Below are 18,949 nucleotides of genomic sequence, written 5' to 3'. Positions count from 1 at the left end.
AGGTGGAGGTCGCAGTGTAGAGTTTCGGCGATGACTCCACCGTCCCACGGCCGCAACGCATGGTCATGAGCACGATCGACGCACGCCCTACCGGCGTGGTCGCGCTGAGCGACGGGCGCGCGGGCAATGCGCGCCAGGCGCAGGCCCTTGCCTCGGCGCTTGCAGCACCGGCCGCGCCGCGGGAACTGGTGCTCGACCCGCGCGCACCCTGGCGCTGGCTGGCGCCGCGCCGGCTGCCGGCCGATGCGCGCGCGCTCGGGGATGCGTTCGCACGGGCGCTGGCGGCACCGCCTCCCTTGGCCGTCGGCTGCGGGCGCCAGGCGGCGCTGGCCACGCGCATCCTCCGCGCCCGCGGCACGCGCGTGGTCCAGGTCCTCGACCCACGCCTGCCGCCACGGCATTGGGACGTGGTGGTCGCGCCGCTGCACGACGGGCTGCGCGGCGACAACGTCGTGACCCTGCTTGGCAGCCTGCATGCGGTGGACGATGCCTGGTTGGCCCACGGCCGCGACGCCTTCGCCGCTTTCGCGGCGCTCCCCGCACCGCGGATCGCGGTGCTGGTCGGCGGGCCCAGCGCCCACGCCGGCTTCGACCCCGGCGATCTCGATGCCCTGATGGCCGCGGCCGAAGCCATGGCCGATCGCGCCGGCGGCAGCCTGCTGGTCACCGCGTCACGGCGCACGCCACCGGATGTGCGCGCCGCCCTGCGCGCCCGCCCAGGACGGGTGCCGACCGTGGCCTGGGTCGATGCCGCGGACGGCGCCAACCCCTACGCCGGCATGCTGGCCTGGGCCGACCGCATCGCCTGCAGCGCGGATTCGGTGAACATGCTGTCGGAAGCCTGTGCCACCGCGGCCCCGGTGTTCGTGCACCGGCCGGCGGCCGTGCGCGGCCGACCGCGGCGCTTCGTCGACGAACTGCTGGCGCGCGGCCGGGTGCGTCCGCTCGACGCCATGGCGATGCCGTTCGATGCCGACCCGCTGCGCGAGACCCCGCGGGTGGCCGCCGAAGTGCGCGCCCGCCTCGGCCTGCCCTGAGCGTCGATCGCGCGGCCGATCCCCGGCCGATTGCCCTATCCTCGGCGGACACGCGTCCAGGGGGTTCCACCATGGCAGGCAGCAGCCAAGCAGACCGTCCGATCGACCGCTGGTTCGCCAGTTACTCCGGCGACCATCGCAACGACACCAACCAGGCCATCCATTACTTCGCGGTGCCGGCGATCCTGTGGAGCGTGATCGCGCTGCTGTGGTGCATCCCGGCGCCAGGCACGCTGTTCAAGCCGGGGATCTGGGCGGCGCTGCCGATGTTCGCGGCCTGGCTGTTCTACCAGCGCAGCTCGCGGCCGCTGGGCGCCGGCATGGCGCTGGTGCTGCTGGCGATGGCGTCGCTGACCTGGTGGCTGCACGGGGCGCTGGGGACCCGCGGGCTGCTCACGCTCGCGATCGCGGTGTTCGTGGTGGCCTGGATCGCGCAGTTCGTCGGCCACCGGATCGAGGGTCGCAAGCCGAGCTTCCTCACCGACCTGGTCTACCTGCTGATCGGCCCGGCCTGGGTGCTGTCCAAGGCCTATCGCCGCCTCGGCTGGCACTGGTAGCAGCCGGCGCAACGCTGCGTGCCGTGAAGGCGGCGCGCGCGGCACCCCGCGGCCCCCGCCGGCGGGAGACAATGGCGCATGTCTCCCCGTGACCTCCTGCTGATCCTCACCATCTGCGCGGCCTGGGCGGGCAATTTCCTGTTCTCGGCCTATGCGCTGCTCGAGATGCCCGCCTTCCTGTACACCGCGCTGCGGATGGGAATCGTGGCCCTGGTGCTGCTGCCGTTCCTGAAGCCCGTGCGGCGCGAGCAGTGGCCGCGCTTCCTCGCCGTGGCGCTGTGCATGAACGTGTTCCACTTCGGGCTGAGCTTCTGGGCGCTGCGCCTGGCCGGCGAGCTTTCGGCGGTGGCGATCGTGATGCAGAGCTACGTGCCGATGTCGGCGCTGCTGGCCTGGGTGGTGCTGGGCGAGCGCTTCGCCTGGCGCACCGGCACCGCGATCGCGGCCAGCTTCATCGGCGTGCTGGTGATCGGCTTCGATCCCTCGATCGTGGAGAAGCCGGCGGCGATCGCGGCGATGCTGGTTTCGGCCGGCTTCCTGGCGCTGGGCACGGTGCTGATGCGCCGCCTGGGCGGCATCGGCATGCTCACCCAGCAGGGCTGGAGCGCGCTGATCGCGGTGCTGCCGCTCATGGCGCTCAGCCTGGTGTTCGAACCCGAGGGCATCGCGGCCCTGGCGACCGCCAGCCCGCGGGCGTGGATCGGCGTGTCCTACTCGGCGCTGGTGGCCTCGCTGCTCGGCCACGGCGTCTATTTCCTGCTGCTGCAGCGCCATCCGGTGGCGCAGCTCACGCCGTGGCTGATGCTGACCCCGCTGCTGGCGGTGCTGCTCGGCATCCTGGTCTGGGGCGACCGGCCCGGGCCACAGCTGTGGATCGGCGGTGCGCTGGTGCTGGGCGGGGTGGTGGCGATCGCGCTGCGCGCGCTGGCCAAGGCGCGGCCGCTGCCGCCCGCGCGCGAGATCTGAATCGACGCGCCTGAACCGACGCGACGCCAGGATCACTCCGCGCCGAGCATCGCCGCATCCGGCCGGAACGGCCGCGGCGCATGGCTCAGGGCGGCCGCGGCCGGGGCGATGTCGAACACCAGGTCTTCGCGCAGGCGGGCCTGTGCCTGCGCGCCGAAGCCCTGCAGCCCCCCGCCCGCGCGCAGCGCCGCGGCCAGCAACGCGAACAGCGGCGCAGGCAGCTCCACCAGCCGCGCCGGCGGCCGCAGCGCGGCCAGCACGCGCGCCACCATCTCGCGATAGGCCAGGGTTTCGCCACCGGGCAGCTCATAACCGCGCCCGCCCGCTCCGCGCGCATCCAGCGCGGCCATCGCGGTCGCGGCAAGGTCGTCGACGTGCACCGGCTGGCGCAGGCCCGTGGCCCCGCGCGGCAGCACGAACAGTCCGCGCCGCCTGGCCATCGTGGCGATGCGGCTCAGCGTCTGGTCGCGCCCGGCGCCGTAGACCAGGGTCGGGCGCAGCACGATGGCATCGCCATCGCGCGTGGCGGCCGCCGCGAACAGCACGTCCTCGGCGCCGGCAAGGCGCGCGGCAAGGTCGCGTTCGGCGGCGTCGAGCGACGCGCGCTTCACCGCCAGGCTGGTCGAGCCGAACGCGACCACCCGCGGCGACGCCGGGCCGCCCGCCGCGTACCAGCGCGCGAACCGGTCCAGCGGCCCGCAGCTCAGGATCGCGTCGTAGCCGGGTTCCAGCGCCGGCATGGCCTCGAAGCCGCCGCGCAGCCAGCGCAGCCCCGGCATCGGTTCGCGCGGGGCGCGCGAGAGCGCATCGACCGTCCACCCCGCATGCAGCAGTCGCGCGAGCACCGCGGCGCCGACCTGGCCGCTGCCACCGAGCAGCAGCGCACGCCCGTTCCCGGTGCTCATGCGCGTGGAATCCATGGCGGCGTGGCCGCGGCTGGGTGATGGAAAGTGCATCGGCTCAGGATAGGCGACGCATGGCAGGGAGCAATATCCGGCGCTGTTAGAATCCCCGGATGACCGTGCGGAGCGCGGTCTCCCCCATGCAAGACCAAGGACACCGATGCTCGAACTCATGCTGGCCCTGCCCTTCGTGCTGGCGCTGGTGCTCGCGATCCTGCGCGATGCACCGGCGCGCGCGGTCGCGTGGCTGGCAGGCCTGGCTCCGCTGCTCGCGCTGGCGGTGCTGGCCTGGCTGACCCCGGGGGTGATGGCCGGCGACATCCCGCGCGCCATGCACGAGTGGCTGCCGCAGGCCGGCCTCGCCTTCAGCCTGCGCCTGGACGGCCTGGGCTGGATGTTCTCGGCCATGGTGCTGGGCATCGGCGCGCTGGTGGTGCTGTACGCGCACTACTATCTCGGCCCGCAGGAAAAGACCCGGCGCTTCTTCTGCTTCCTGCTGCTGTTCATGGGCTCCATGCTCGGCATGGTGCTGTCGGGCAACCTGCTGCTGACCGTGGTGTTCTGGGAACTCACCTCGATCAGCTCCTTCCTGCTGATCGGCTTCTGGTTCCACCGCGACGACGCCCGCGAGGGCGCGCGCATGGCGCTGACCATCACCGCCGCCGGCGGCTTGGCGCTGCTCGGCGGCGTGGTGCTGATCGGCCGCGTGGTCGGCAGCTACGAACTCGACGCCGTGCTGGCCGCCGGCGACGCGATCCGGGCCCACGAGCTGTACCCGTGGATCCTGGGCCTGGTGCTGGCCGGCGTGTTCACCAAGAGCGCGCAGTTCCCGTTCCATTTCTGGCTGCCGCACGCGATGGCGGCGCCGACCCCGGTCTCGGCCTACCTGCACTCGGCGACCATGGTGAAGGCCGGCGTGTTCCTGCTGGCGCGGCTGCATCCGTCGCTGGCGGGCACCGACCTGTTCTTCTACACGGTCAGCATCGTCGGCGGGCTGACGCTGCTCATCGGCGCCTGGAACGCGATCTTCCAGCACGACATGAAGGGCGTGCTGGCGTACTCCACGATCTCCCACCTCGGCCTGATCACCCTGCTACTCGGGCTGTCGACGCCGATGGCGGTGGTGGCGGCGATGTTCCATATCCTCAATCACGCCACCTTCAAGGCCTCGCTGTTCATGGCCGCGGGCATCATCGACCACGAGACCGGGACCCGCGACATGCGCCGCCTGGGCGGGCTGCGCCGGCTGATGCCCTATACCAGCGCCTTGGCGATCATCGCCTCGCTGGCGATGGCCGGCATCCCGCTGCTCAACGGCTTCCTGTCCAAGGAAATGTTCTTCGCCCAGGCGCTGGAGATCGAGGGCCACGAGGAGATGCGGATCTTCATCACCGTGGCCGCCTTCCTGTTCGCGACCTTCGGCGTCGCCTACAGCCTGCGCTTCGTCTATGACATTTTCCTCGGACGCGGTCCGCGCGCGGTCGAGAACGAAGTCCACGAGCCGCCGCGCTTCATGCAGGTGCCGGTGGCGATCCTGGTGGTGGCCTGCGTCGCGGTGGGCATCGCCCCGCAGTGGACGATCGGGCCCTTCCTGCAGACCGCCGCGCGCGGCGTGCTCGGTGACGCACTGCCCGAATACAGCCTGGCCGTCTGGCATGGCATCAACACGCCGCTGCTGATGAGCCTGGGCGGCGTGGTCTGCGGCGTGCTGCTGTACCTGGGCCTGCGCCGGCTGCTGGACCTGCACGCGATCGTGCGCCAGTCGCAGGGGCGCAAGCTGTTCCACCTCAACATCGAGGCGCTGTTCCGGCTCGGGCGCCGCTTCACCCACACCATCGCCAACGGCAGCATGCAGCGCAGCCTGCTGTGGCTGGTGCTGGTGGCCATCGCCGCGGGCGCGGCGCCGTTCGTTGCCGCCTGGGGCGAGCCCGGCGTACCCACGGTGTTCGTCGGCCAGCCGATGGTGCGCCTGGCCTGGGTACTGTGGCTTCTGCTGGTGTGCTGCGCGTTCGGCACCCTGGCGCTGTATCGCCACCGCCTGCTGGCGGTGCTGGTGATGGGCGGCTGCGGCCTGGCGGTGAGCATGACCTTCGTGGCGCTGTCGGCGCCGGACCTCGCGCTCACCCAACTGCTGGTGGAGCTGGTGACGGTGGCGCTGATGCTGCTGGGCCTGCACTACCTGCCCAAGGATTCACCACCCCTGCGCTCACTGCCGCGCCGCCTGCGCGATGGCGCGGTGGCCCTGGTCGCGGGCGTCGGCACCGGCGGCCTGGCCTGGGCGATGATGACCCGCCCGCCGTCGAACGGCGTCGCCGCGGAGATCACCGCCCGCTCGCTCCCCGAAGCCTGGGGCAGCAACATCGTCAACGTGATCCTGGTCGACTTCCGCGGCTTCGACACCCTGGGCGAGATCACCGTGTTCGGCATCGCCGGCCTGGTGGTGCACGCCATGCTGCGCCGCGCACGCATGGCGCCGGAAAAGGTGATGCCGGGGCCACCGGTCAAGCTGCCGGTACCCGCCGACCTTGCGCAGATGATGTTCCCGCTGACGCTCGTGGTGTCGATCTTCCTGTTCCTGCGCGGCCACAACTCGCCTGGCGGCGGCTTCATCGCCGGCCTGACCTTGGCGGTGCCCTTGCTGATCCAGTACGTGATCCAGGGCGCGGCGTCGGTGGAATCGCGCTTCGGCTTCGACTACATCCGCGCCATCGGCCTCGGCCTGCTGATCGCACTCTTCGGCGGCGCCGCTTCGATGGTGCTCGACCTGCCCTTCCTGTCCAGCGGCCACTACGACCTCGAGCTGCCGCTGCTGGGCACGATCCCGCTGGCCAGCGCCGCCGTCTTCGACCTCGGCGTCTACCTGGTCGTATTCGGAAGCACCATGCTGATCCTGTCGATGATGGGCACCGTCGAGTCCTCCAAGAAAATGATCGCCCACCGCGGCACGATTGATCCGGCCACACGCTCCGCCACCACCGGGGAGGCCGTCTGATGGAACTGGCCATTGCCAGCGGTATCGCCGTGCTGGTGTTCGCCGGCGTGTACCTGGTCTTGCGCGCGCGCAGCTTCGACGTGATCCTGGGCCTCACCCTGCTGTCCTACGGCACCAACCTGCTGATCTTCTCCAGCGGCCGGCTCACCATCGGCAAGCCGCCGGTGCTGCGGGAGGGGCTGGAGGCGACGCTCGCCAACCACACCGACCCGCTGCCGCAGGCGCTGGTGCTGACCGCGATCGTGATCTCGTTCGCGATGACGGCGGTCCTCATCGTGCTGGCCATGCGCAGCCGCGCCGACAACGACAGCGACCATGTCGACGCGGGCGACGTGCGCGACGACCGGGACAACCGCGGATGAGCCAGCTTCCCATCCTCCCGATCCTGCTGCCGCTGCTGGGCGGCGCGCTGTCGCTGTTCGTCGAGCACCGGCGCGTGGGCACGATCGTGCAGCGCTCGGTGGCATGGACCTTCATGCTGGCCACGGTGCTGGTCTCGGTCCTGCTCGTGGCCCGGGCCCACGAGGGCACGGTGGTGGTGTACCTGCTGGGCGACTGGCCGGCGCGCATCGGCATCGCGCTGATGGTCGACCGGCTCTCGGCACTGATGGTGCTCACCACGTCGCTGCTGGGCGTGGCCTGCCTGCTGCACGCCTGCTCGGGCTGGGACCGGCGCGCGCCGCACTTCCACGCCCTGTTCCAGCTGCAGCTGATGGGCATCAACGGCGCCTTCCTGACCGGCGACATCTTCAACCTGTTCGTGTTCTTCGAGGTCATGCTGATCGCGTCCTACGGCCTGCTGCTGTCCGGCGGCCGCGGCGTGCGCATGAGCGCGGGCCTGCACTACGTGGCCTTCAACATCGCCGCCTCGACCCTGTTCCTGGTGGCGCTGGGCCTGGTCTACGGCGTGTTCGGCACGCTCAACATGGCCGAACTCGCCGCGCGCGTAGCCACGGTCCCGCCCGGCGACCTGAAGCTGGCCAAGGCCACCATCGGCCTGCTGCTGGTCGTGTTCTGCTCCAAGGCCGCGCTGATGCCGCTGTACCTGTGGCTGCCCGAGGCCTATACCCGCGCCCCGGCCGCGGTCGCGGCGCTGTTTGCGATCATGACCAAGGTCGGCATCTACGCCGTGCTGCGCGTGGGCTCGCTGATGCTGGGCGAAGGCGCCGGGCCGATGGCCGGCTACGGCTGGGACTGGATGCTTCCCGCCGCGGTCGGCGGGCTCGCGCTGGCCACGCTCGGCGTGCTCGCGGCCTCGCGCCTGCGCGTGCTGGTGGCCTACGTGGTCCTGGTTTCGGCGACCACGCTGTTCATCGCCTTCGGCCTGCGCACCGCCGGCACCATCGGCGCCGGCCTCTACTACCTGGTGCACAGCACCTTCGTCGCCGCAGCGCTGTTCCTGGTGGCCGACCTGGTCCGCCGCGGGCGCGGTGACGCCGGCGACGCGCTGCGCGCCTTCGCCCCCGCGCCCGGCGTGCGGATCATGGCGGGCGCCATGTTCATGGTCGGCGCGATTTCCGTCGCGGGCCTGCCGCCGCTGTCCGGCTTCATCGGCAAGACCCTGCTGCTGCAGGCGGTGCCGGATGCCGACGTCCGCTGGGCGTGGCCGGCGATCCTCGGCAGCAGCATGCTGGTGATCGTGGGGCTGACCCGCGCCGGCACGCGCATCTTCTGGAAGCCGGCGGCGATCCAGGCATCGCCGCCCGGCGACGCGCCCCGCAACGCGCGCGGGCGGCTGCGCCTGCCGGAGACCATGGCCACCATGCTGCTGCTGTCCTACGGCGTGGCGATGGCCGTCGCCCCGGGGCCGGTGACGGCGTACACGCGCGCGGCCGCCGAGCAGCTGCTGGCACCGGCGACCTACGTCGACCAGGTGCGCGCCGCCCTGCCGCAGAGGAGGCTGCCATGAACCGCCGCCGCTGGCTGCCCTCGCTGCCGCTGACCCTGTCCATCACCGCGTTCTGGCTGCTGATGGTGTCCGAGGTCAACGCCGCGCAGTTCACCCTGGCGCTGGTGCTGGGCCTGGTGATCCCGCTGTACGCCACCCGCATCGACCGCGAGTTCGCGAATTTCGGCAGCCTGCGCCCGCTGCCCAAGCTGGTGGTGGTGCTGCTCTGGGACATCCTGATGTGCAACCTGCGCGTGGCGCGGCAGGTGCTGGGCCGGGAGTCGCGGATCCATTCCGGCTTCATCTGGTACCCGCTGGACATCGGCAACATCCACGGCATCACCGCGCTGGCGTGCTGCATCACCCTGACCCCGGGCACGGTCACCGCCGCACTGTCGGACGACCGCCGCTACCTGCTGGTGCACGTGCTCGACCTCGCCGACGAGGCCACGCTGGTGGCCGACATCAAGCGCCGCTACGAGTGCCCGTTGATGGAGATCTTCCCGTGAATCCCCCCGAGCTCGCCGGCATCCAGGTCTACGGCCACGGCCTGATCGACGTCGCCATCGGCGTGTCGATGTACGTGGTCGGCGCCGCCATGCTGCTCGCCCTGTGGCGGCTGCTGCGCGGCCCCACCGTGCCCGACCGCATCCTTGCCCTGGACACCCTCAACGTCACCGCCATCGCCGAGCTGATGCTACTGGGCATGCACCTGAAGACCGCGGTCTACTTCGAGGCGGCGCTGATCATCGCCATGCTCGGCTTCGTCAGCACGGTGGTGCTGAGCAAGTACGTGATGCGGAGGGACATCGTCGAATGAACGTGTTCTGGGAGCTGCTGCTGGTGGTGCTGCTGCTCGTGGGCAGCTTCTTCATCCTGATGGGCGGCATCGGCCTGGTGAAGCTGTCCGAATTCTTCCGCCGCCTGCACGCGCCGACCAAGGCCAGCACCCTGGGCGTCGGCTGCGTGCTGAGCGCCTCGGTCGGCTACCACATGTTCGTGGGCAGCGACCCGCAGCCGCGCGAACTGCTGATCATCGCCTTCCTGCTGATCACCGCGCCGATCAGCGCGCACCTGATGTCCAAGGCCGCGCTCTCCCTGCGCATGGACGAATGGCCGCAGCTGCCCGGCAAGTCCGACGAGGACACCCACGTGCCGCCGCGCCCGGACGGCAGCGACGACGAAGGCTTCTGAGTCCCGTCCCGGCGGAGCGACGCCGGCCGGGTCGACTCAGCCGAGCAGCGCTGCCTCCAATACGAGCCAGGCGGCCAGCGCGGCCAGCAGCAGCCCGCCTTCGCCCCGGCTGACCGTGGTGTTGCCGCGCAGCAGCGGCACCAGCAGCAGCGCGAACAGGAAGGCCACCGGCAGCTCGAGGCGCACGAACGAGGCCGGCACCGGGACGCTGCCGCCGATCGCCGCCATGCCGCCCAGCACCACCAGCAGGTTGAACAGGCTGGAGCCGATCACGTGGCCGGCGACGATGTCGCCCTGGCCCCGACGCGCCGCGGCGATCGCCGCGGCCGCCTCGGGCAGGGCGGTGCCGACCGCGACCAGGACCAGGCCGGCCACCAACGAATCCATGCCCAGCGCGTGGCCGATCACCGGCACGTGGGCCACGATCCAGCCCGCGCCGAACCACAGCAGCACGACGGCCAGCACGATCCGCACCAGGTGCAGGCCCAGGCCGCCGCGGGTGGCGGCGAACGCATCGATCTGCGCGCGCACGTCGGGCGACTCGTCATCGCCGCGCATCGCCACGAACGCCACCACGCCCACGAACACCAGCAGCAGGGCCACGCCCTCGAGGCGCGAAATCCCGCCGTCCAGGCCCAACCCGGCGACCACCAGCGTGGACAGCAGCAGCACCGCAAGGAGCGGTGAAAGCGCGCGCCAGCGCAGCACCAGCGGCGCCGCCAGCGCGGCCGCGCCCAGGGTCAGGCCGATGTTGGCGATGTTGCTGCCAACCGCGTTGCCCAGGGCCAGTGCACTGTCGCCCGCGGCCACCGCGCGGGCGTTGACCGCCAGCTCCGGCAGCGAGGTCGCCACAGCCACCAGCCCCAGCCCGACCGCGAAGCGGGGGATGCCCAGGCGCTCGCCCAGACCCGCCGCACCCTTGACCAGCGAGTCGCCACCCAGGGCCAGGAGCACCAGGCCCAGGACCGTGAAGCCTATTGCCTCGAACATCGCCTTGTCTCCGAGCCGCTCATTCCCGTTGGGGGGGCGGCCATGGCCGCGACTTCACAGCAGGTCGCGGCCGTTGGCCGCTCCCGTGTCCAGCGTCAGCTGCAGCCTTCGACGTAGCCGACCTGCGGCACCATGCCGACGCGCCAGCTGGTCACGACGCCGTCGGCACCGAGCTCGAAGAACAGCCGCGACGGCAGCGCGCCGCCGTCCTCGGGGCTCATCAGCACCCTGCCACCTTCGACGTACTTGTGCGGGGCCGATTGCAGCCGCTCGCCGTAGAGGCCCTGCAGGGTGGCCTCGTCCATGCCGACGCGGCCGCCGCCGGGTGCGGTGACCTCGGCCGACTCGACGCTGTAGCGCACGAACAGGTCGTTCTCGAACATGAAGGCCAGGTCGGACGGCGTCGCCTGGCCTGCCGGGACCAGGTGGTGGCAGGTGGAGCCGTCGGCCGGCTCGCCAAGGGATTCGAGCGGGTTGCCGCTCCAGCCCGTGCGCGCCTCGTCCGCGGTCATGCCGAACTCCAGGTCCGCGTAACCGTCCATGCGCGAATCGCCCGCGGCCGGGATCGCCGCGGCTGCCGCGGCAGGTTCGGTCACGGGTTCGATCGCCTCGATGGCGTTGGCGGCCGCGTCCACGCCGTTCTCGGCGCTGCGCTCGGCGTTGCAGGCGGCGAGCGCCAGGGTCAGGGACAGGGACAGGGACAGGGACAGCAGGACAACGTTGGGGGCACGACGCATGCGCTTGCTCCGGATGGCGGAAGTCCAAGGCTACGACAAAACCGTGCGCGGACGGCGTGGAGACTCCGCGACGCGGCGGCAGCGCGGCTGAGCGGCGCGCCGCCCGTCGCTCAGCCGCCGGCCTGGAAGTGCCTGCGCAGCCCCGCCCAGCAGGCCTGGTAGCCGCGCTGGCGGTGCGCGGCATCGAGCGCCTGCCGGGTCGGCCGGATCACCGCGCGGGTTTCGAACATGAAGGCCATGGTGTCGGTGATCACGTCGGGCTGCGACAGGTCGGCGGCCGAGGCCTTCTCGAAGGTCGCGGCGTCGGGTCCGTGGCCGGTCATGCAGTTGTGCAGGCTGCAGCCGCCGGGCGCGAAGCCTTCGGCCTTGGCGTCGTAGGCGCCGTGCACCAGGCCCATGAACTCGCTGGCGATGTTGCGGTGGAACCATGGCGGACGGAACGTGTCCTGCTGCACCAGCCAGCGCGGCGGGAAGATCGCGAAGTCCATGTTGCTGGTGCCGGGCGTGTCGCTGGGCGAATGCAGCACCAGGAAGATCGACGGGTCCGGATGGTCGAAGCTGATCGAGCCGATGGCGTTGAAGCGGCGCAGGTCGTACTTGTACGGCGCGTAGTTGCCGTGCCAGGCGACCACGTCCAGCGGCGAATGGCCGATGTCGGCGCGCCACAGGTGGCCCTGGAACTTCGCGATGAGCTCGAACGCGCCCTCCCCGTCCTCGTAGGCCGCGACCGGCGCGAGGAAGTCCCGCGGGTTGGCCAGGCCGTTGGAGCCGATCGGCCCGAGGTCGGGCAGCTGCAGCAGCGCGCCGTAGTTCTCGCAGACGTAGCCGCGCACCGTGCCGCCATCGCGGTCGGCGTCCGGAAGTTCGACCCGGAAGCGCACGCCGCGCGGGATGACCGCGATCTCCTGCGGCTCGACTTCAAGCACGCCGAGCTCGGTGGCGATGCGCAGGCGCCCCTGCTGGGGGACGACCAGCAGCTCGCCGTCGGCGCTGTAGAAGAAGCGGTCGCGCATCGAGGCGTTGGCGGCGTACATGTGGATGCCGACGCCGGTGCCGGCACGCGATCCGCCGTTGCCGGCCATGGTGAACAGGCCATCGACGAAGTCGACGCGGGTCCCGTCCGCCGGCATCGGCAGCGGATCCCAGCGCAGCTGGTCCGGCGTCACCGGCCCATCGCCGAAATCCTCGTGCAGCCGCGGCTGCGCGTACGGCTCGAAGCTGCCGTGCATCGCCGCCGGACGGATCCGGTACAGCCAGCTGCGGCGGTTGGCATGGCGCGGCGCGGTGAACGCCGTGCCGGTTAGCTGCTCGGCGTATAGCCCGTGCGCCACCCTCTGCGGCGAGTTCCGCCCCACCGGCAGCGCCCCGGCCACCGCCTCGGTGGCGAACTCGTTGCCAAACCCGGACATGTATCCGACCACGGTTGTCTCCCGGAAGATCAAGAACTTTTTGCCACGGATTTACGCTGAGAAGGCGCGGATTTACACGGATAGAGCAGAAAGCCCTTTCAGCCACGGATTTACGCGGATTACGCGGATCTGGCCGGAGGCAAGATTGTTGCCGAAGGCCCATCGGAAGAAAAAGCTGGTACGGGCGTGATGTTTACGCTGGCCTCGCCCTGATCCGCGTAATCCGCGCAAATCCGTGGCCAAACGCTCTTCGCTCTTTACGCCCTTCCCGCTCTATCCGTGTAAATCCGCGCCTTCTCAGCGTCGATCCGTAGCAAGGTTTTCTAGAGGACGCCGCGCTCCATCTGGTCGCGCTCGATCGACTCGAACAGGGCCTGGAAATTGCCCTCGCCAAAACCCTCGTTGCCCTTGCGCTGGATGATCTCGAAGAAGATCGGCCCGAACGCGTTCTTGCCGAAGATCTGCAGCAGCTTGCGCTGCTTGGTCTCCGGATCGGCATCGATGAGGATCGCGTTGCGACGCAGCCGCTCGACGTCCTCGCCATGATCCGGCACGCGCTGGTCGATGACGTCGAAATACGCCGCCGGCGTGTCGAGGAAGGCGATCCCCGCCTCGCGCATCTTCTCCACCGACTCGTAGATGTCATCGGTGAACAGCGCGATGTGCTGGATGCCCTCGCCCTTGTAGTCGCGCAGGTATTCGTTGATCTGGCTCTTCTCGTCGGAGGACTCGTTGAGCGGGATGCGCACCACGCCGTCGGGCGCGGTCATCGCCTTCGACAGCAGGCCGGTCTTCGAGCCCTTGATGTCGAAGTAGCGGATCTCGCGGAAGTTGAACAGCTTCTCGTAGTAGTCCGACCACTTCTGCATGTTGCCCAGGAACAGGTTGTGCGTCAGGTGGTCGATGAAGGTCAGGCCGAAGCCCTTGGGGTGCTGGTCGACGCCCGGCAGCGGCTCGTAGTCGGCGTAGACGTCGGCGCCGTCGTCGACGAGGTACAGCATGCAGTCGCCGATGCCCTTGATCGCCGGGAAGTCGACGGCGCCGGTGGCGGCCTTGTGGTCGGCCTTCTCGCCGCCGTTGGCGAGCACGTGCTCGAGCACCTCGCCCGCCGGACGCTTGAAGCGGATCGCGAAGCCGCAGGCCGAGGGGCCGTGGCTGGCGGCGAAGTCCGATGCGAAGGAGTCCGGCTCCTCGTTGAGCAGGAAGTTGATCGTGCCCTGGCGGAACAGCGTGATCGCGCGGCTGCGGTGCTTCGCGACCGCGGTGAAGCCGAGCTGCTGCAGGTAGGTGCGCATCGCGTCCGCGCGGCCGGCGGGGGCTGCGAATTCGACGAACTCGAAGCCGTTGATGCCCATCGGGTTTTCAAAGGTGGTGACCTGCATGCCGAGGTTCGGCCGGGTCTGGGTCTGGGCGCTCATGGCGGCTCCTGCAGTGGACGGGAGGGATGCGGTGTTATAGTTTCATATGAAACCAGTTGCAAGGCGCAGCGCAGCAATGTCCCAGCCTCCAGACAGGAAAGTCCACACCGGCGCCGCAATCGACGCCGCCCACGACGCGGTCCTCGACCTCGAGCGCTTCGTGCCCTACCAGCTCAGCCTGCTGTCCAACGTGGTCAGCCAGGAAATCGCCCAGGCCTACGGCGAACGCTTCGGCCTGGCGGTCACCGAGTGGCGGATCATCGCCGTGCTCGGCAGGTTCCCCGGGCTGTCAGCCGCGGGCGTGGCCGAACGCAGCGCCATGGACAAGGTGGCGGTGAGCCGCGCCGTGGCCCGCTTGCTCGAACGCGGCCTGCTGCACCGGGAAATGCACGACGACGACCGCCGGCGCTCGGTGCTGGAACTCAGCGAGGGCGGGCGCGAGGTGTATTCGCAGGTCGCACCGCTGGCGCTGGCCTACGAGCGCGAGCTGCTGGCGCCGCTGAGCGGGGACGAGCGCGTGCAGTTTTCGCGCATGCTGGACAGACTCGGCGAACGCTACGGGCTCTAGTAGATTGACCACGATGCAAGCAGACACCCGTCCGGACGCTGCCAGCCTGCCAGACGCCCGGGCCTGGCTGGAAGCCAACGCCCTCGCCGCGGCCTGCGACTGGGCCGGCGCCGCCGCTGCCTATGCGCGACTGGCCGAAGCGGCACCCGGCGATGCGGCGCCATGGCTCGGCCTGGCCAAGGCCCAGGCGCGCGCCGGCCACTACCGCGACATGCACGCGGCCACGATGCGGGCGCACGCTGCGGGTCCGCGCTCCTGGCCGCACGCGCTGGCGCTCGCGCGACTGCTGCGCGACCTGCACGAGCCGCACGCGCTGACCGAGCTGTCGCTTGCGCTGGCCGAACGGGCCGGCCAGGCCAGCGTCGACGACATGGTCGCGCTGGCGGACCTGCTCGGCGCCGAGGACCTGCACGACGCCGGACTGGCCTGGCTGGACCGCGCGGTGGACCGCGACCCCGGCCACGCTCCCGCGCGCTACGTGCGCGGCAGCACGCGCCTGTTCCTGGGCGACATGGCCGGCGCCCGCGAGGACCTGGACCGGGCGATCGCGGTGACGCCGCACTTCGCCCATGCCCACCGCCGGCTGTCGCAGCTGCGCGCGCACGACGTGGCCGGCACCCGGGCGCGCATCGCCCGCCTGCGCGACGAGCGCGCACGCGTCACGCCCGGCAGCGAGCACGACATCCATTTCAGCCACTCCCTGTTCGACGAGCTGCACGACCTCGGCGAACACGAGGCCGCCTGGCCCGAACTCGAGCGCGGCATGCGCGCCAAGCGCGCCGCCATGCGCTACGACGTCGCCGACGACCTGCGCCTGCTCGAGGCTATCCGCGACCGCTGCGACGCGGGATTCCTGGCCGGTCCGGGCCATGACCCGGGCACTGGCGCGCAGCAGCCCGTGTTCATCGTCGGCCTGTTCCGCTCGGGTTCCACCGTGCTCGAACGCATGCTCGGCGGCCATCCCGCGGTGGCCGAGGGCGGCGAAAGCATGGGCTTTGCCGCGGCGCTGCGGCTGGCCGCGGACCATCGCGGACAGGGCCTGGTCGACGCCGGCCTGCTCGAGCGCCTGGAAACGATCGACTGGCCGGCGCTGGGCCGGGCCTTCCTCGAGGCCAACGCATGGCGCGCGCGCGGCCGCGGCCTGTGGACGGAGAAGCTGCCCACCAACTCCCTGCTGCTGGGCTGCATCGCACGCGCACTGCCGCGGGCGCGGTTCATCCATACCGAGCGCGCGCCGATGGACGTGTGCTTCTCCAACCTGCGCATGCTCTATGGCGGCTCGGCGCGCTGGTCCTACGACCAGCGCGAGCTTGCCGCGTGGCACCAAGCGCACGCGGCATTGATGTCGCACTGGCGCGGGGTACTGGGCCCGAGGCTGCTCGATGTCCGCCACGACGACCTGCTGCGCGACCCCGACGCCACGATGCGTCGCGTACTCGGCCATCTCGGCTTGGCCTTCGATCCCTCGGTGCTGAAGCCCGAACGCAGCGGTGGCGCCGTGGCGACCGCCAGCGCAGCGCAGGTGCGCTCAGGCCTGCGGGCGCCGCGCGCGCCCGACTGGCTGCCCTACCGCGAGCACCTCGGCCCGCTAGCGGCGGGCCTCGGGGTCACGCTGGACTGAACTCCGCGCAAAAAAAAGCCGCGCCCCGGAGGGCGCGGCGTGTCACTCATGCCGGGAGTACGCGTGGGCGTCGCTCAGCGGCGCTCTTCGGTGACGTCGATCCCGGCAGCGGCCGGCTCGGCCAGCTCGTCCTGGCCAGCGAGGTCGTCGTCGCGCAGGGTGTCGAGGTGCATCAGCTTCTTCACCAGCGGTGCGATCACCAGCATCACCACGCCCACGCCCACCGCCAGCCAGCCGACGTTGGAGTAGACCTCCAGCACCTTCTCCGGGCCCGCGCCCTCGCCGCCGGTGGCGGCCGAGATCAGGCCCGCGGCGAAGTTGCCGGTGGCCGAGGCGAAGAACCAGGTGCCCATGATCAGGCTGGCCATGTGCGCCGGCGTCAGCCGGTTCATCGCCGACAGCCCGACCGGCGACAGGCACAGCTCGCCGAGGGTGTGGATCAGGTAGATCACGAAGATGAAGATCACCGGGGTCGCGCCCACGGTCGACGCGTTGGCGCCGGCGACCAGGGCCAGGAAGCCCGCGCCCACCAGCACCACGCCGATGGCGAACTTGGCCGGGGTCGAAGGCTCCCAGCCGCGCTTGGCCAGCCACAGCCACAGCATCGCGAACAGCGGCGCGAGGCAGACGATGTAGATCGAGTTCAGCGACTGGAACATCGACGCCGGCACTTCCCAGCCGAGGATGTTGCGGTCGACCGAGCGGTCGGTGAACAGGTTCAGCGACGCGCCGGCCTGCTCGAACAGCGCCCAGAACAGGATCGAGCCGATGATCAGGTACATCGCGGCGAAGATCCGGTTGCGCTCTTCGCGCTGCATCGAGAACACCGCCTTGTAGAGCACGTAGCCGACCAGGATCAGGCCCGCGCCACCCAGCAGGAAGCCGACCAGCTTCTGGTGCTGGATCATCCACCACACCAGGCCCACGGTCAGGAAGCTGAGGACGTACAGCAGCCACTCGAAGCGGATGCCGAACAGCGGCGCCGCAAGCCGCTGCGGATCACGCGGCTCGCCGCGCCCCATCAGCATCGGCTTGCCGATGATGAACACCACCAGGCCCAGCAGCATGCCGACGCCGGCGGCGCCGAAGCCGTACTTCCAGCCGTAGGTCTGGCCCAGGTAGCCGGCGATCAGCGAACCGAGCATCGCGCCCAGGTTGATGCCCATGTAGAAGATCGTGTACGCCGGGTCGCGCCGGATGTCGGTGCGCGGGTACAGCTGGCCGACCATCACCGAGATGTTGGCCTTGAGGAAGCCCGAGCCGACGATGATGAACGACAGCGCCAGCCAGAAGATGTTGATCTCGGCCGCGCCCTGGCCACCGGTGCCTTCGAACGCCATCAGGAAATGGCCGAAGGTCAGCAGCACCGCACCGAACAGCACCGCCTTGCGTTGCCCCAGGTAGCGGTCGGCGAGATAACCGCCCACCACCGGCGCGATGTACACCAGCGCGGTATAGGCACCGTAGATCACCGAGGCCTCGCCGTCGGAGAACATCCAGTGCTGGACGAGGTAGAAGATCAGCAGCGCGCGCATGCCGTAGTAGGAGAAGCGCTCCCACATCTCGGCGAAGAACAGCACGAACAGGCCGCGCGGATGGCCGAGGATGGTCTTCTTTTCCTCGGCTGCGTAGGGATTCGGGGTCACTCGCTACTCCTGGCTGGTTGGGTCCGGCCGCGCTGGCCGACCGGTTAACTTAGCGTGATGGCGCCGCCAAGGGGAAGTGCGGGGCCCGGCGCCGGCCTCCATCACCCGCTCAGTAGGTGCTGTCCGGCGCGCCGCCGATGCGCGTGCGCACCTCGAACAGCTCCGGGAAGAAGGTCAGGTCCAGCGCCTGCTTCAGGAAGCCCACGCCGCTGGAGCCGCCGGTGCCGCGCTTGAAGCCGATGATCCGCATCACCGTGCGCATGTGGCGGAAGCGCCACAGCTGGAACTCGGTTTCCAGGTCCACCAGGTCCTCGCAAAGGTGGTAGGCCTCCCAGTGCGAGGCGGTATCGCGGTAGATGCCCTCGAAGACCGGCATCAGCGCTTCGTCCATCACGTGCGGCCGGGTCCAGTCGCGCTCCAGGTGGCGCGCGGGGACGGCGTGCCCGCTGCGCGCCAGGTGGCGCAGGGCCTCGTCGTACAGGCTGGGCGCCTCGAGCGCGCCGCGCAGCATGGCCTCGGCCGCCGGGTCATGGGCGAAGACCTTGAGCATGCCGGCGTTCTTGTTGCCGAGCAGGAACTCCACGGTGCGGTACTGCGCGGACTGGAAGCCCGAGGACGGCCCCAGCAGGTCGCGGAACTCGGCGTATTCCGAGGGCGTGAGCGTTTCCAGCACCGACCACATCGCGGTCAGCTGGCGCAGCACGCTCTTGCAGCGCGCGAAGATCTTCTGGCACGGATCGAGCCGGCCCGCGCGCAGGTGGCCGACCGCCGCCTGCAGCTCGTGGACCAGCAGCTTCAGCCACAGTTCCGAGACCTGATGCTGGATGATGAACAGCATCTCGTCGTGGTGCGGCGGATCAGTCACCGGCTGCTGCGCCGACAGCAGCCGGTCCAGGTGCAGGTAGCCGCCGTAGGTCATGCGCCCGGACAGTTCGGTGTGGATGCCGGCCTCGAGGGCCCGTTCGTTCTTCTCGATGCTCATGCGTGAAAGGGTAGCGCAGGCCCGCCCCGTGGCGGGACCGGG

The 18,949-nt window shown here is 70.5% G+C and carries 18 protein-coding genes; 11 read left to right on the top strand and 7 right to left on the bottom strand.

The features are described 5' to 3' along the window. Positions 1 to 65: 65 nt before the first annotated feature. The 3 genes from ACW7G5_RS11660 to ACW7G5_RS11650 all read left to right on the top strand — a co-directional run bounded on the left by ACW7G5_RS11660 (position 66) and on the right by ACW7G5_RS11650 (position 2,560). A complete protein-coding gene (locus ACW7G5_RS11660; protein WP_457004681.1) occupies positions 66 to 1,037 on the top strand; it encodes a mitochondrial fission ELM1 family protein in 972 nt (323 codons plus the stop codon). A gap of 71 nt (positions 1,038 to 1,108) precedes the next feature. Further along, positions 1,109 to 1,594 (top strand): Mpo1 family 2-hydroxy fatty acid dioxygenase, encoded by a 486-nt coding sequence (locus ACW7G5_RS11655; RefSeq protein WP_457004679.1) that lies wholly within the window; start codon positions 1,109 to 1,111, stop codon positions 1,592 to 1,594. 78 nt (positions 1,595 to 1,672) lie between these two features. After that, positions 1,673 to 2,560: a DMT family transporter gene (locus tag ACW7G5_RS11650; protein WP_457004677.1), complete on the top strand. Its 888-nt coding sequence runs from the start codon at positions 1,673 to 1,675 to the stop codon at positions 2,558 to 2,560. A 32-nt stretch (positions 2,561 to 2,592) separates the two neighbouring features. Here the strand turns inward: ACW7G5_RS11650 and ACW7G5_RS11645 are convergent, their stop codons facing one another. After that, positions 2,593 to 3,465 (bottom strand): NAD-dependent epimerase/dehydratase family protein, encoded by an 873-nt coding sequence (locus ACW7G5_RS11645; RefSeq protein WP_457004675.1) that lies wholly within the window; start codon positions 3,463 to 3,465, stop codon positions 2,593 to 2,595. A 157-nt stretch (positions 3,466 to 3,622) separates the two neighbouring features. Here ACW7G5_RS11645 and ACW7G5_RS11640 point away from each other — a divergent pair, with 157 nt between their 5' ends. From ACW7G5_RS11640 to ACW7G5_RS11615, 6 genes are all read left to right on the top strand, one after another. Next, a complete protein-coding gene (locus ACW7G5_RS11640; protein WP_457004672.1) occupies positions 3,623 to 6,454 on the top strand; it encodes a monovalent cation/H+ antiporter subunit A in 2,832 nt (943 codons plus the stop codon). After that, a complete protein-coding gene (locus ACW7G5_RS11635; RefSeq protein WP_457004670.1) occupies positions 6,454 to 6,816 on the top strand; it encodes a Na+/H+ antiporter subunit C in 363 nt (120 codons plus the stop codon). The genes ACW7G5_RS11640 and ACW7G5_RS11635 overlap by 1 nt, the downstream gene beginning before the upstream one ends. After that, entirely contained in the window at positions 6,813 to 8,363 is a 1,551-nt protein-coding gene (locus ACW7G5_RS11630) for a monovalent cation/H+ antiporter subunit D (RefSeq protein ID WP_457004668.1), read from the top strand. Before ACW7G5_RS11635 ends, ACW7G5_RS11630 begins: the two co-directional genes overlap by 4 nt. Continuing rightward, a complete protein-coding gene (locus ACW7G5_RS11625; protein WP_457004667.1) occupies positions 8,360 to 8,851 on the top strand; it encodes a Na+/H+ antiporter subunit E in 492 nt (163 codons plus the stop codon). The genes ACW7G5_RS11630 and ACW7G5_RS11625 overlap by 4 nt, the downstream gene beginning before the upstream one ends. Positions 8,852 to 8,919: 68 nt before the next feature. Beyond that, positions 8,920 to 9,162: a K+/H+ antiporter subunit F gene (locus tag ACW7G5_RS11620; protein WP_457004762.1), complete on the top strand. Its 243-nt coding sequence runs from the start codon at positions 8,920 to 8,922 to the stop codon at positions 9,160 to 9,162. After that, positions 9,159 to 9,536 carry a Na+/H+ antiporter subunit G gene (locus ACW7G5_RS11615; protein WP_457004665.1) on the top strand — a complete coding sequence of 126 codons (378 nt, stop codon included), beginning with the start codon at positions 9,159 to 9,161 and terminating at the stop codon, positions 9,534 to 9,536. The genes ACW7G5_RS11620 and ACW7G5_RS11615 overlap by 4 nt, the downstream gene beginning before the upstream one ends. Positions 9,537 to 9,572: 36 nt before the next feature. Here the strand turns inward: ACW7G5_RS11615 and ACW7G5_RS11610 are convergent, their stop codons facing one another. The 4 genes from ACW7G5_RS11610 to hppD form a co-directional block, all read right to left on the bottom strand. After that, entirely contained in the window at positions 9,573 to 10,526 is a 954-nt protein-coding gene (locus ACW7G5_RS11610) for a sodium:calcium antiporter (RefSeq protein WP_457004663.1), read from the bottom strand. A gap of 95 nt (positions 10,527 to 10,621) precedes the next feature. Further along, positions 10,622 to 11,263, bottom strand: coding sequence for a lectin (locus ACW7G5_RS11605; protein ID WP_457004661.1), 642 nt, complete (start codon positions 11,261 to 11,263; stop codon positions 10,622 to 10,624). 110 nt (positions 11,264 to 11,373) lie between these two features. Then, a complete protein-coding gene (gene hmgA / locus ACW7G5_RS11600) occupies positions 11,374 to 12,672 on the bottom strand; it encodes a homogentisate 1,2-dioxygenase (RefSeq protein WP_457004760.1) in 1,299 nt (432 codons plus the stop codon). Positions 12,673 to 12,995: 323 nt separating this feature from the next. Then, a complete protein-coding gene (gene hppD, locus ACW7G5_RS11595; protein ID WP_457004659.1) occupies positions 12,996 to 14,090 on the bottom strand; it encodes a 4-hydroxyphenylpyruvate dioxygenase in 1,095 nt (364 codons plus the stop codon). Between the two features lie 76 nt (positions 14,091 to 14,166). Here hppD and ACW7G5_RS11590 point away from each other — a divergent pair, with 76 nt between their 5' ends. Together ACW7G5_RS11590 and ACW7G5_RS11585 are read left to right on the top strand one after the other, a co-directional pair. Continuing rightward, positions 14,167 to 14,658 carry a MarR family winged helix-turn-helix transcriptional regulator gene (locus ACW7G5_RS11590; RefSeq protein WP_457004657.1) on the top strand — a complete coding sequence of 164 codons (492 nt, stop codon included), beginning with the start codon at positions 14,167 to 14,169 and terminating at the stop codon, positions 14,656 to 14,658. Positions 14,659 to 14,671: 13 nt separating this feature from the next. Then, positions 14,672 to 16,279: a tetratricopeptide repeat-containing sulfotransferase family protein gene (locus ACW7G5_RS11585; protein WP_457004655.1), complete on the top strand. Its 1,608-nt coding sequence runs from the start codon at positions 14,672 to 14,674 to the stop codon at positions 16,277 to 16,279. A 74-nt stretch (positions 16,280 to 16,353) separates the two neighbouring features. Here ACW7G5_RS11585 and ACW7G5_RS11580 read toward each other — a convergent pair whose 3' ends face one another. Both ACW7G5_RS11580 and ACW7G5_RS11575 read right to left on the bottom strand, forming a co-directional pair. Beyond that, on the bottom strand, positions 16,354 to 17,925 hold the full coding sequence (locus ACW7G5_RS11580; protein WP_457004653.1) for a peptide MFS transporter: 1,572 nt from the start codon (positions 17,923 to 17,925) through the stop codon (positions 16,354 to 16,356). A gap of 109 nt (positions 17,926 to 18,034) precedes the next feature. Continuing rightward, positions 18,035 to 18,907, bottom strand: a complete 873-nt coding sequence (locus ACW7G5_RS11575) for a tryptophan 2,3-dioxygenase (RefSeq protein WP_457004651.1) — start codon at positions 18,905 to 18,907, stop codon at positions 18,035 to 18,037. Between the last annotated feature and the right edge of the window lie 42 nt (positions 18,908 to 18,949).

This window comes from Luteimonas sp. A501, from assembly GCF_054052085.1.
The sequence above is the reverse complement of the archived record's forward strand: the minus strand, read 5'-3'. Positions and strand labels throughout refer to the sequence as shown.